The following is a 13,751-nucleotide window of genomic DNA, read 5'->3' as shown; positions in this document are numbered from 1 at the left end:
TACAGGAGGATAGAAGATGGGCTTATTTGGCAAAAAGAAGGATTTTTGGGATGAAGTCGACGATTCATCTGTCAAAGAGTCTGGATATCAGACCTTATCAGAAGAAGAAGAGGCGGATATTCAGAGGGAACTGGATGAATTAGAGGAGGATGGCTGGCATCCTACCCGAAGTACACCGTTGAAAGCCGCGGCCCGGATTTTCTTATTCATAGCGGCGGCTGTGATGATTATTTCGGGATATACGGTATATACATATTTCAGCAATGGCGGCAGTATGTCTGCAGAGCCGGATTATTACAGCAGCAATTATTTTGGCGAAGAATATCAGAAAAATGTGGTTCAATTGCTTCATATGGTCCAGGCGATCGAAAACCGGGGGGCGATATCTGAGGATGGACTGGCCCAGGCGAATCAGGATCTGATTAAAAATTATATGGGAGAGAACGGAAGTTTCTCCTTTGCCGTATATGATGCGGAGGACAATGAAGTGATCCTCAGCAGTGAGGATGCGGTAAAGCGGATTGAAGCCAGCAATTATTTTGTCAAACTGGATTCCACCGGCGGACAGTTTGATATAAGTGCAGGGATGAGCAATTCTGCGCTGAATGAAGCTGTATGGAAGGAAGAATTGACGGCCTGCAGCGGAACCTACACCATTTATATGGCTGTAGATAATGAGCTGACGTCAACAACCGATGGTTTTTATAAAAGCTATGAGGAATTTAAGGATTTAAATTCTGTTTTTGGAATTGCTAAAATTGCAGTTATCGCAGCGGCGGTCATTTTCCTGATTTTGTTGATCTTCTCTATTATTGCAACGGGAAATGTCAGCGGTTATCCGGGAATCAAATTAACCTGGTTTGATAAGATTTTTACAGAGATTGCAATTATTCTTATCATTGCATTCGGCGGCGGAAGTATTTATGGAGCCTGGTATTTACTGGGGTCATCCTTTAGTTTCCGGCTGATCGGAGCAGGCGCCGCACTGGTACTTGCTTATATTTTCCTGGTACGGGGATATTTCAGCATTGTCCGCCGGATAAAGGCGGGAACCTTTATCAACAATATGTTGATCTATCGAATCTTTGAGGCGCTTGGAAATCTTCCGGTGGTGCCGAGGATTTTATTGATCATTTTGGTGCTTGTTTTGTTAAACGGCGCGCTGGTACTCGCATTGTTTAAGCTGGATGCCTATGAATTATTCGGTATTCCGGTGGTATATGTGCTTGTGCCGATTGTATTTGTTATGGAGAACATTTGCTTTATCAGCTGGGTGATCCGTAAAGGAAACTCAGAGTATGATGATGATGACGACGATGAGGAGGAAGAGGAAGAAGACGAAGCTGAAGAAGAAGTAAAGGCAGAAGAGATTCCTGCGCCGGCGGGCCTCGGCGGAGACACGCGTCCGGCTACGGAACTGGAGGCTGATCTGGCAAAGGCGGCCGCACTGGCCAAAGCTTCTCAGGCGCCTGCACCGGCGGATGACTGGGAGCATATGGACCTTGGGGCTTCTGTGGATATGGCGATCAACGCGGAAAAAACTTCCGGGGCAGAGCCGGAGGCGAAAGAGGCGGAAAATGACCGCACAGTCATGCTTCCAAAGGATGAGATCGACAGCCTTCTCGGCGGAACTTCGATGGTCAGAGATTCAGCAACGTCCTTTGATTTTATCCAATTGAATAAGGATATACGAAAACTTCATCGGGGAATTTTGAAGGAAAATGGAATTGCGGTGACGCTCAGAGCACCGGATAAGCCGATTGTCCTTGAGATGAATAAAGAAGATATGTGGAAGGCCATTTCGATGATTTATGATAATCTGGAGCAGTATGCCGAACCGGATTCCAGAATATATGCGGAAATGTATACTCAGGAAGGAAAGCTGATTTACATCGTTAAAAATGCGGTGAGGGCGGAAGCTGCGGAAGCCGCAAAAGCCATTACGGCTCCGGGAAGTGAATTGACCGGCGGTTTAAAGACGGCAAAACAAATTATCGAAAAGAATCATGGAAAATTTGTTGTGGCAATGGACGGCAATATTTTCAAGACAGGTATTCTGATAAATATGGTACAGGAATAGCAGGAAGGGCGCTGGTTTGAATCATTTCACAGGAAGGATTCGGACAGCGCCTTTGTTTTATTGTGGTGAAAGGGGAAAAGGATGATATTACATTATACATGCCCGGACTGCGGTGCAGAGATGGTCTATGATATTAAACGTCGAAAACTGCATTGTGATCATTGTTCAAAAGAAATGGAATTAAGCCAGGTATCTTCATTGGGCACGGAGGATCTATCAGCGGCAAAAACCTCGGACAAAATGGAGGGGGACATACTGGCGGGACAGGAATATCACTGCCCGAACTGCGGCGGCCTGATGGTCACTAAGGATAAAGAGACATCGGCAAATTGTGCTTTCTGCGGGGCGCCGATGATCTTGGCGGACCGTTTAAGCGGGAAGCGCCGCCCGGCAAAGCTTCTTCCTTTTCAGATGGACCGGCAGGATGCGGAAAAGGCCTTCCGCAAATGGTGCCGGAATGGGCGGTTTTCGCCGAGAGGTTTTACTTCCGCCGAGAATATTCAAAGATTAAGGGGGATGTATATTCCGTATTGGCTGTTTCAGTTTGATACCAGGGTGGATATATCGGCCCAGGCCACCCGGGTGCGGGTTTTTCGCCAGGGGGATTATCAGATAACCGAGACAGAATTTTATGATATTCAGAGAGCTTATAAGCTGCAGTATAAAGATATTCCGCTGGACGCGTCACAACAGTTGGAGGACAGTGAAATGGCCAAGCTGGAACCCTTTAACTTCAGCGAATTAAAAGCCTTTAATATGCCTTATCTGGCCGGATTTGATTCATCCAGTTATGATTTTGATGAAACAGAAATGGCGCCGTCGGCGAAGAGCAAAGTGGAGAAATATGCCAGGGATTATGCTCAGGGAGCTGTTTCGGGATATTCAATGGTTCACTTAAACAGTCATACGATAAATTTTGAGAGGGAAGAAGAAGCTTTTATTTTTGTCCCGATTTGGTTTGTGGACTATAATTACCATGGTAAGGTTTATAAGTTTATGATGAATGGGCAGAATGGCCGTATTGCGGGAACGCCGCCGACCAGCCGGGGAAAGATAGCTGTTTGGTGGGCAGGAATTTCTGCTGTCCTGTTTATTATATCTTTGATCATTTCACTTATTTAAAATTCAGGGTTTGGAGGAAAACGGCATGAGAAAAATATATACCTGTTTATTAATGGCATTCATGTGGTCTTTGGCCCTGTTTGGATGGGTAAATGTGCGGGCGGCGGCAGAGGAGACGGACACAGGAATTTTTGATGATGCGAATCTTTTGTCAGAGGCGGAGGAATCCGAACTTTCTGCGTCAATGAAGACAATTGAGGCGGAGCATCAGATTCATTTGCTGATCGTTACAACGGAGGATACGCAGGAGAAAGCGGCGCGGGACTATGCGGATGATTTTTTTGAGGAGCATAACGGCGATGGCGCGTCCGGGAGCGGGCTGCTTTTGCTCATTGATATGCAGCACAGCGAATTATATATTTCGACCAGCGGCGAGGAGATCATACATACATTTACGGATGCCCGTTTGGACAGTATTTTGGATGGCGTGTATGATGAAGTGGTCAATAATAACTTTTTTGGAGGCTGCCAGCAGTTTCTAAATGATGTCGGAAGTAATCTCGGGATGAATCTGTCGGAGACGGTTTCCGGTGAACTTGGTGATAATCCTGTGCAGGGAGTTGAATCAGAGGAAACAGCGGCCGGACTCAATGGCACAAAAGGGCCTCTTGTGCAGAAGCATGTTTTTGATGAAGCGGCATTATTTGACGGAGATGAAGTTGAGAAGTTGGAGAAGAGGATCGGAGAACTGGAATCGAAAGCCGGTTTTCTTGTATTAATTACGACAACAAACAGCAGCGGCGGAAAAACCAGCCGGGATTATGCGGAGAATTTCTTCCTGAATCATAATAACAGCGGACGCATAAGTGACGGAATCGTATATCTGATCAATATGGAAGCACGGGAAATTTATGTTTATGCTTCGGGAAATTCGGTGATAGAATCTTTTTCTGAAGCGAATATTGATAAGATGCTTGACCGTATCTATAAAAAAGTCAGTGACGGCAAATATTATAAGAGCTGCGGCGTATTCCTGGATAATGTGACCAGGTATGGCGTTAAAGGCGGCGGTAGATTAAGTCCTTTCCGGGTTATCTGCCAGTTGCTTATATGTATGCTCATTGGCGCAGTGATCGTATTTTTTATGGCCCGAAACCGGGGTGGAAGAGTGGATGCCGGAGTGAATAATTATTTTGTGGCCGGCGGCGCCAATGAAATTCTGCACCGGGATAAATTTATAAATCGGACGGTAAGCCGTCAGCGAATCAAACGGGATGATGGCGGCAAAGGCGGTCGGAGCGGCGGCAGTTCTGTTCATCGGAGCAGCAGTGGAACGATGCACGGAGGCGGCGGCAGAAGTTTCGGCGGCGGAAGCAGAGGCGGCGGCAGAAAGTTTTGATAATAATTTTCTCTTTGAAGGAAAATGTTTTAATTTGAGCAGTAATGAGTTATACTATGAAGTAACACAAATTTAAAATTAATAGGAGGGAAGTAGGATGAACATAACAAATGACATCAGATATGTAGGCGTGAACGATCATCAGATTGATTTATTTGAGAGTCAGTATGTTGTTGAGAATGGAATGGCTTACAATTCTTATGTGATTATGGATAAAAAAATAGCGGTGCTGGATTCGGTGGATGCGCATTTTACCCATGAGTGGCTGGACAATATTCAGAATGCAACAGGCAGAAAGGCCCCGGATTATCTGATCGTACAGCATATGGAGCCGGATCATTCGGCGAATATTGGGAATTTTATGAAACTTTATCCAAATGCTAAGGTTGTATCCAGTGCCAAAGCTTTCGCAATGATGAAACAGTTCTATGGGACGGATTTTGCGGACAGGCAGATCATTATTAAAGAAGGGGATACCCTTTCTCTTGGAAAGCATGAGCTTTCTTTTGTGGCAGCGCCGATGGTGCATTGGCCGGAGGTTATGATGACTTATGACGCCTGTGATAAAGTGTTTTTCTCTGCCGATGCTTTCGGTAAATTCGGAGCGTTGGATGTGGAAGAGGACTGGGCCTGCGAAGCACGCCGGTATTATTTTGGCATTGTGGGCAAATACGGAACTCAGGTTCAGAATCTGCTCAAGAAAGCGGCGAAGCTGGATATTCAGACGATATGTCCGCTGCATGGACCGGTACTTTCTGAAAATCTTGAATATTATCTGAAGCTTTATAATACATGGTCTTCCTATGGTATTGAGACAGAGGGCATTATGATCGCCTATACTTCAGTTTATGGGAATACGAAAAAGGCGGTCGAGCTTTTGGCGGAAAAGCTTCGGGCAAAGGGCTGCCCTAAAGTTGTTGTGAACGATCTGGCCCGCTGCGATATGGCTGAGGCCGTGGAAGATGCTTTCCGATACGGCAAAATTATTCTTGCCACAACAACATATAATGCAGATATTTTCCCGTTTATGAAGGAATTTATTGAACATTTGCTGGAAAGAAATTTCCAGAATCGCAAAATCGGCATTATTGAAAATGGTTCCTGGGCGCCGATGGCCGCCAAGGTCATCAAAAAAATGTTGGAGGGATGTAAAAATACGACCTTTGCGAACACGACTGTTTCCATAAAGTCTGCTTTGAATGAAGACAGCAGTGCCCAGTTGGAGGCCCTGGCGGAAGAATTTTGCAAGGATTATCTGGCACAGAAAGATGAGACGGCCAACAAAAATGATATGACGGCGCTGTTTAAGATTGGCTATGGATTGTATGTTGTCACATCCAATGATGGGACAAAGGATAATGGACTTATCGTGAACACCGTATCTCAGGTTACGGATAATCCAAACCGGGTTGCAGTCTGCATCAATAAGGCCAACTATTCCCATCACATTATTAAGCAGACCGGTATTATGAATGTGAACTGCCTGTCCACAGAGGCACCGTTCCGGGTATTCCAGAATTTTGGGTTCCAGAGCGGCCGGACGGCAGATAAGTTTGCGGATATTGAGGTGCTTCGTTCAGATAACGGACTGGCATTTTTGCCGAGATATATTAATGCCTTTATGTCGCTGAAGGTGGAACAGTATGTGGATTTTGATACCCACGGAATGTTTATCTGCACGGTGACAGAAGCCCGCGTTATTTCGGATGTGGAAACGATGACTTATAATTATTATCAGAGTCATGTGAAGCCAAAGCCGGAGACAGAGGGCAAAAAAGGGTTTGTCTGCAAGATATGCGGTTACATTTATGAGGGCGATGTCCTTCCGGATGATTTTATCTGTCCGCTGTGTAAGCACGGGGCGGCAGATTTTGAGCCGATCGGATAAAATGAGAATGGCTGTGGAGAATTGCTGAGGTTAGCAGTTCTTCACAGCCTTTTGTTTTTAGAAATTAATTATCTTTAAAGTTATGCACATGGTCGAGCAGATCATTTTTCAGTTTCCAAAGCGGTTCCGAGAGGTCCACATAAACTTCCTGCGGGTTGACCAGCCGCCGGGACTCATCCCAGAGAGTGTTTAATTCAGCCGTGCAGTAATCCCGGATGTCCATGACAGCCGGAGAGGTGTAGACACATTTACCCTCTTTGAAAACCGGAACAAGCAGTTCCCGGACGGTATAGGTGCCGCCGCGGAGACAGGTCTTTTTCCAGGTGGAGATCGGATCAAAAATCATCAGCGAATTTTGTGCATCATAATGTTCATCAGCCAGGGCAATTAAATCGGCGCGAATCTTTCCGGTCTTTTTATCGTAAAGCCGGAAAACCGTTTTATTGCCGGGATTGGTGACTTTTTCAATGTTTTCGGAAACCTTAATTTTAGGAATGAAGTTTCCGTTTTCATCGGCAACGGCTGCCAGTTTGTAAACGCCGCCGAAGGCCGGACAGTCTTTGGATGTAATCAGATTCGTTCCCACACCCCAGGAGGTGATCTGGGCTCCCTGAGTGTGAAGGCTGTCAATTAAATGTTCATCCAGATCGCTGGATGCAGAGATAATTGCATCTTTATGTCCCGCCTCATCAAGCATTTTCCGGGCCTGCTTGGACAAATAAGCCAGATCGCCGCTGTCCAGCCGAATACCGTAAAGCTTAGATTGAATACCCTGGGCTTTCATTTCATCGAAAACCTGGATCGCATGGGGTACGCCGGATTTTAAGGTGTCATAAGTGTCTACCAAAAGCAGGCAGTTATCCGGATAGAGACTGGCATAATTGCGGAAAGCCTCAAGTTCTGTCCGAAAGCTCATGATCCAGCTGTGGGCGTGAGTTCCCTTGACAGGGATGTCAAACATCTGACCGGCCAGAACATTGGAGGTTCCGACACAACCGCCGATCACCGCTGCGCGGGCGCCATAAGTTCCGGCATCCGGGCCCTGAGCCCGACGGAGTCCGAATTCCATAACGCCGCCGCCGGCCGCATAGACAACTCGGGCCGCCTTTGTACAGATCAGACTCTGATGGTTGATTATATTTAAGATGGCCGTTTCTACGATCTGGGCTTCCATAATCGGCGCTATGACCTTTACAAGCGGCTCCTTTGGAAATACCACTGTACCTTCAGGAATGGCGTATATATCCCCGGTAAAACGGAAATCTTTTAAGTATTCGAGAAAGTCTTCATGGAAGAAACCGGTGGAACGCAGATAGTCAATATCTTCGGCGTCAAAATGAAGTCCCTCAATGTATTCGATCACCTGTGCCAGCCCTGCAGTGATCGAGTAGGCGGCACCCTCCGGGTTGGAGCGGTAAAAGACGTCAAAAATGACTCTTTCATTTGTCTGATTTTTAAAGTATCCCTGCATCATTGTTAATTCATATAAATCTGTTAAAAGTGTTAAATGCGATGTATTCATAATTAAAATACCTTTCCGTTATATAGTTTTACCAAATTATACCGCGCTATAAGAAAAAAAGCAAATTTTTTAGAAAAGTGTTGACAAACCGGTAAACGACTGTTATATTACAAATAGAACAAACATAGCAATAAACATTGTACCCGAAAAGGAGGTATGTTTTATGGATTTTAATAAATTTACGCAGAAATCCCTGGAGGCAGTTCAGTCCTGCCAGAGTCTGGCTGTAGAGTATGGGAATCAGGAGATAGACCAGATTCATTTGCTCTATGCTCTGCTGAATAAGGAGGACAGTCTGATCGTTAAGTTGATGGATAAGATGAACATCAATACAGCCGGTTTTGTTTTCCAGGTGGAGAAGGCGCTGGCCGGACATGTAAAGGTTCAGGGCGGACAGCAGTATATGAGCCAGGATCTGAGCCGGACATTTACCCAGGCGGCTCAGGAGGCAAAACAGATGGGAGATGAATATGTCTCTGTTGAGCATCTGTTTTTGGCCCTGCTTGAAACTGCAAATAAAGAATTGAAAACTTTATTTAAAAATTTTCAGATTCAGAGAGATGGTTTTTTAAGGGCCCTGATGGAGGTTCGCGGAAACCAGCGAGTGACCAGTGATAATCCGGAGGATACGTATGACAGCCTGAGCAAATATGGAGAGAATCTTGTTGAAAAGGCCAGAAATCAGAAGTTGGACCCGGTTATTGGCCGGGACAGCGAGATCCGGAATATCATTCGTATTCTTTCCCGTAAGACAAAAAATAATCCGGTGCTCATCGGTGAACCGGGTGTTGGTAAGACGGCCGTTATTGAAGGGCTGGCCCAGCGTATTGTCCGCGGGGATGTTCCGGACGGCCTGAAGGATAAGCAGATTTTTTCGCTCGATATGGGCGCCCTTGTTGCCGGAGCAAAATACAGGGGTGAATTTGAGGAACGTTTGAAAGCGGTACTGGAAGAGGTTCGAAAGAGTGAAGGCAAGATCATCCTCTTTGTGGATGAACTTCATCTGATCGTAGGCGCCGGAAAAACTGATGGCGCGATGGATGCGGGCAATATGCTGAAACCGATGCTGGCCCGCGGCGAGCTGCATTGTATCGGCGCCACCACCTTGGATGAATACCGTCAGTATATTGAAAAGGATAAGGCGCTGGAGCGTCGTTTCCAGCCGGTGATGGTGGATGAACCGACAGTGGAGGATACCATTTCAATTTTGAGGGGTCTGAAAGAGCGGTATGAAGTTTTCCATGGCGTAAAGATTACCGATGGTTCCCTTGTGGCCGCGGCCATTTTGTCGAACCGTTATATATCTGACCGTTTTCTGCCGGATAAAGCCATCGATTTGGTGGATGAGGCCTGCGCTTTGATCAAGACGGAGTTGGATTCCATGCCGGCGGAACTGGATGAGGTTTCCAGAAAGATTATGCAGCTTGAGATTGAGGAAGCAGCTCTTAAAAAAGAGGATGACCATTTGAGCCAGGAGCGGCTGGCGGCGATTCAAAAAGAGATTGCCCAGTTCCGTGAAGATTTTCAGATGAAAAAGGCCCAGTGGGAAGCGGATAAAAAAGATGTGGATCAGGTTCGGATCCTTCGGGAGCAGATTGAAAATGTCAATAAAGAGATTGAAAAGGCTCAGCGGGAGTATGATCTGAACCGTGCGGCGGAACTCCAATACGGTAAATTGCCGGAACTTCGCCGTCAGCTTGAAGAACAGGAGCAGAAGATTCATGGCGCCGAAGGCTCTCTTGTCCGGGAGCAGGTGACAGAGGATGAAATTGGGCGGATTGTGTCCCGTTGGACAGGAATTCCGGTGGCAAAACTGACGGAAAGTGAGCGCCAGAAAACTCTGAATCTGGATAAAGAGCTTCATAAACGGGTCATCGGCCAGAATGAAGGTATTGATAAAGTGACAGAGGCGATCATTCGTTCCAGGGCAGGCATTAAGGATGAGACAAAGCCGATTGGTTCCTTTATGTTCCTCGGCCCAACCGGTGTCGGCAAGACGGAGCTTGCCAAAGCGTTGGCGGAAAGTCTGTTTGATGATGAATCGAATATTGTCCGTATTGATATGAGTGAATATATGGAGAAATTCTCCGTATCCCGTTTGATCGGGGCGCCTCCGGGATATGTGGGTTATGAGGAGGGCGGCCAGCTGACGGAGGCGGTGCGCCGGAAACCTTACTCGGTTGTTTTATTTGATGAAATTGAAAAGGCCCACCCGGATGTATTTAATGTGCTTTTGCAGGTGTTGGATGATGGCCGGATCACCGATTCTCAGGGCCGCACGGTGGACTTTAAAAATACTATTTTAATTATGACATCCAACATCGGCTCGGAATACCTGCTGAACGGTATCAATGCGAATGGTGATATTGAAGCCTCCGCAGAGGAAATGGTGATGAATGAACTTCGTACCCATTTCCGTCCGGAGTTTTTGAATCGACTGGATGAGATTATTATGTTCAAACCGCTCAGCAAAGAGGATATTCACAGTATTATTGATATATTGATGAAGAATCTCAATAAACGGCTGGTGAACCGGGAGATTTCCATTGAATTGGATGCTGAGGCAAAGGATTATATCATCGAACAGGGTTACGACCCGGTTTATGGCGCGCGGCCTCTGAAGCGATTCCTTCAGAAGCATGTGGAGACGCTGGCCGGACGGTTGATTCTTTCCGATGCGGTTTTGCCGGGCGATGTGATTCAGATTCATTACGATGGTGAAAAACTGACGGCGGCAGTGAAAGGCAGAAATTAATATTTCAGAAAAAGGGTAGCTGCCATATAGGGTGCAACAGGAAAGACGGGTGAACGGTATTTGCCGTTTGCCCGCCTTTCCTGTTTTGTTATGCAATAGAACGTCATTTTCGGGGGTCAGAGTATACCTTATCGCGCGGAGCTTGACGTAGCGCGTCCATGCGTAGCATCTGACATACGGGATGCCCGAATGGGTATAATTTTCCCTTACCCTTGCCGTTTTTATTTCCTTTTGAACGGAAAGTAACAAGTATACTGAATACCAGTGTCTGTAGTACTATTTCAAGCAATCCTCCAATTTGCAAGCTTAACGGCGCGCTGGTAGGAAGTAAGTATATAAAGCCCTCAATAGAACCGGGTGCGGTTCCCGGAGTGTTGAAAATTCCCAATATGACAAGAATTATCCACACTTTTAACCAGCCGTACCGTTTACCCAGAAAAACATCTCTGATCAGCCATAAAACGATGGCAAACAATAGCCCCCTGACAATTTGGAATAGAGGCGCAAGACCTACTATAAGACTATTCATATCCCGCATACCTGCACTGCTTAATGAATTTTGATAGCTGAATATCTGCGAAAAAATCATGCCAAATATGATATATGTCACTGTATGAGCGACCGTTACCCTTATGAAAAACTTCCTTTTTTCCTTGCGGCGGTTGTCTTCGATTTCTTTACTCATCTTGCACCTCCTCAAAAGGGTTTATGCCAACCTTTGAAAAATAGATTTCTAAAGCCTGCCCCAGATATTCTTTGATAGCAGCCTGTTTCTCTTCCCATTCGTTTGTTGCGTTTTCAATATCGCCAATTTTCATCAGTTTTGGAAGCATACTCATATCTCCGTTCGTGAACTCTACGATTAAGTCCCAGTAATGTTTCACCAATTTCTGACATTCCTCGGTTTCTGGCGGAATATTTTCCTTTTGGAGTTGTAAGATTTTTTCACTTAGCTGATTAAACCTTTCCATAAAAGCTATGCCGGTTTCCTGGTCAAAACGGGAACGAATATGGTCAAGCGTATCATCATCGAATTTTTTGATCAGATAATAGTATTCGTTGTTCATCCGGAGATTCGCAATGATGTCTGCATATTTCTTAAAATCTACTGTTTTCATTTGCAGCACTTCAATACGAAGCCGCTTTATCTCTGTTAAACATGTTGATAGGTGTTCAATTTTGCTGTGAATATCGTTCGCCTGTTCCGCCAGTGCATGTGCAACCTCTGCTGGCGTAGACAGATAAATCAATCGGTCTTTAATATCACTCAGGGAAAAGCCCAGTGATTTTAGCGATAGGATTTGATGCAGAATAATCAAATCTCTGTCCGTGTATAGTCTGCGTCCGCCTTCACTTTCCGCGGAAGGCGCAAGTAATCCCTCTTTATCATAATATTGCAGGGTACGGACAGTCACTCCCATTTTCTTTGGTGTTTTCCACCTTTTAAGCGTAGTAGGAAGTAAGCGGGTACAGGAGCAGGCAGCAACAGAATTTGAGACCATAAGGCAGCAGATGGCGCAGCGTATTGCTGAATTGGAAGAAAAATTGCTGGAGAAATAAAAAGATGAAATACAAAAGATAAAATGGCGGAACTGATTTTTAATAAATCAGAGCCGCTTTTCTTTTGCTCGTTAATGTGCTATAATTGGGGCAAACTCAGGCAAAAGGATTGATGACAGGATGGCAACTATTTTATTGGCGGAGCGGTCAATACCTTCAGATTTGAGGATTGAAGACTGTTTGGCCGGGATGGGTTACCGGGTTGTTTCAGTTGCTGATGCGGAGTTGGTGTGTATGGTGAAAAGTCATCCCTTTGATATGATTATCTGGGCTGTAGGCTGTTTTGATGGGAATGTCCTAAAGGTTTTCGAACAGATTCGAAAGTTTTCGGATGTTCCCGTGTTGGGAATCTGGCCAAAGGAAGCGGAAACGAAGGATGGAGAGAGCGGTGTTTTCATTGATGGACAGGAAAGTCCGCTGGACGTGATGCTTGGATTGCCGCTGGACAGAGAGATACTGGAAGAAACGATTTCCGGCTGCCTGCGGGATGCCTATAAACGGTCTCATGATATGAGACTGTATCAATATAAGGGATTGAGAATGAGCAGCAGTTCGATTAAAAAGGTAGAGATGAATCATAAGGGCTTGGATTTGACGGTGAAGGAATATATGATTCTCAGCCTTTTAATGCGTCATCGAAACCGAATTTATACAAAAGCCAGTTTGTATGAGGAAGTTTGGAGACAGCCATATATGGGAGATGACAATGCAGTAAAGATACATATCAGCAATCTGCGAGGCAAGCTGAAAAAAGCTGACCCAGATACAACGTATATTGAAACGGTCTGGGGACAGGGATATCGGTTGAGTCAAAGTTAAAAAAGATGAGGTATCACACAAATGACAGAAATCATAAGTGCGGATACCTCATCTTTTTTAATTCTGGCTGTCAATATAAGGTTTAACAACCGTTGTAAATTCATTTTTGCGCGGCCACCACCAGTCTGCTTCCACAGAATTTTTAATAAATTCTCCGTTTGGCGTGTAAATCGGCAGTTCCCCGGTCGGAGATTTTACCCATTGACAGAATTCATCGTATTTTACTTTAAAAAGCATTTCGGCGTCATGAATTTCAAATTCCGGTATCGGCAATCTGAGACATTTGACATAAATCTGGCAAAAAGCATTGTCATGATAGTTATCGCTGTCGATAATCTGACGGATATTTCCCACATGTTTTAAATATTCCGGAAGAAGTTTTAAGCCGAGACGTTCCTGCGTGAGCGTCACAACGGCATGGGAAAAGGTTTCATCCGGGTCAATATGGCCGCTGACAGGAAGGTCATAAAGCCCGGGAAAAACATCGAGGTCTTTGGACCGCTGAATAAAGTACAGCCATCGACCGCTTGGCTCGTCTCCATACATCCAGAGGTGAACAACCTGGTGAAGCAGCCCCCGTTCGTGGACGATCGACCATTTTTCTGCGCCGATCAAATTAAACATATCATCATATATTTTAACAATATCATCTTTCTTATGCATGTT

10 protein-coding genes are annotated in these 13,751 nt (G+C 45.4%); 6 read left to right on the top strand and 4 right to left on the bottom strand.

The genetic code is table 11. The features are described from left to right. Positions 1-16 precede the first annotated feature (16 nt). The 4 genes from ACMN7X_RS07675 to ACMN7X_RS07660 all read left to right on the top strand — a co-directional run bounded on the left by ACMN7X_RS07675 (position 17) and on the right by ACMN7X_RS07660 (position 6,429). Positions 17-2,080 carry a hypothetical protein gene (locus ACMN7X_RS07675; protein WP_418746877.1) on the top strand — a complete coding sequence of 688 codons (2,064 nt, stop codon included), beginning with the start codon at positions 17-19 and terminating at the stop codon, positions 2,078-2,080. Between the two features lie 81 nt (positions 2,081-2,161). Beyond that, on the top strand, positions 2,162-3,202 hold the full coding sequence (locus ACMN7X_RS07670) for a hypothetical protein (protein ID WP_418746876.1): 1,041 nt from the start codon (positions 2,162-2,164) through the stop codon (positions 3,200-3,202). Between the two features lie 25 nt (positions 3,203-3,227). Continuing rightward, the gene (locus ACMN7X_RS07665) at positions 3,228-4,541 is read left to right on the top strand and encodes a TPM domain-containing protein (RefSeq protein ID WP_418746875.1); all 1,314 of its coding nucleotides are present in this window, start codon (positions 3,228-3,230) and stop codon (positions 4,539-4,541) included. Between the two features lie 97 nt (positions 4,542-4,638). Then, entirely contained in the window at positions 4,639-6,429 is a 1,791-nt protein-coding gene (locus ACMN7X_RS07660) for a flavin reductase (RefSeq protein WP_418746874.1), read from the top strand. Positions 6,430-6,493: 64 nt separating this feature from the next. Here ACMN7X_RS07660 and ACMN7X_RS07655 read toward each other — a convergent pair whose 3' ends face one another. Beyond that, the gene (locus ACMN7X_RS07655; RefSeq protein WP_418746873.1) at positions 6,494-7,951 is read right to left on the bottom strand and encodes a nicotinate phosphoribosyltransferase; all 1,458 of its coding nucleotides are present in this window, start codon (positions 7,949-7,951) and stop codon (positions 6,494-6,496) included. 163 nt (positions 7,952-8,114) lie between these two features. Here ACMN7X_RS07655 and clpB point away from each other — a divergent pair, with 163 nt between their 5' ends. Beyond that, positions 8,115-10,706, top strand: a complete 2,592-nt coding sequence (gene clpB / locus ACMN7X_RS07650; RefSeq protein ID WP_418746872.1) for an ATP-dependent chaperone ClpB — start codon at positions 8,115-8,117, stop codon at positions 10,704-10,706. Positions 10,707-10,809: 103 nt separating this feature from the next. Here the strand turns inward: clpB and ACMN7X_RS07645 are convergent, their stop codons facing one another. Both ACMN7X_RS07645 and ACMN7X_RS07640 read right to left on the bottom strand, forming a co-directional pair. Beyond that, entirely contained in the window at positions 10,810-11,391 is a 582-nt protein-coding gene (locus tag ACMN7X_RS07645; RefSeq protein WP_418746871.1) for a hypothetical protein, read from the bottom strand. Next, positions 11,384-12,127 carry a MerR family transcriptional regulator gene (locus ACMN7X_RS07640; RefSeq protein WP_418746870.1) on the bottom strand — a complete coding sequence of 248 codons (744 nt, stop codon included), beginning with the start codon at positions 12,125-12,127 and terminating at the stop codon, positions 11,384-11,386. The genes ACMN7X_RS07645 and ACMN7X_RS07640 overlap by 8 nt, the downstream gene beginning before the upstream one ends. Before the next feature lie 259 nt (positions 12,128-12,386). Here ACMN7X_RS07640 and ACMN7X_RS07635 point away from each other — a divergent pair, with 259 nt between their 5' ends. Further along, a complete protein-coding gene (locus tag ACMN7X_RS07635; protein ID WP_418746869.1) occupies positions 12,387-13,085 on the top strand; it encodes a winged helix-turn-helix transcriptional regulator in 699 nt (232 codons plus the stop codon). A 57-nt stretch (positions 13,086-13,142) separates the two neighbouring features. Here ACMN7X_RS07635 and ACMN7X_RS07630 read toward each other — a convergent pair whose 3' ends face one another. Next, complete coding sequence (locus tag ACMN7X_RS07630; protein WP_418746868.1) at positions 13,143-13,748, bottom strand: NUDIX hydrolase; 606 nt, start codon at positions 13,746-13,748, stop codon at positions 13,143-13,145. Positions 13,749-13,751 lie beyond the last annotated feature (3 nt).

The organism is Frisingicoccus sp. (genome assembly GCF_048388605.1).
Taxonomy (GTDB): domain Bacteria; phylum Bacillota; class Clostridia; order Lachnospirales; family Lachnospiraceae; genus Frisingicoccus.
This window is presented reverse-complemented; position numbering and strand designations above follow the sequence as displayed.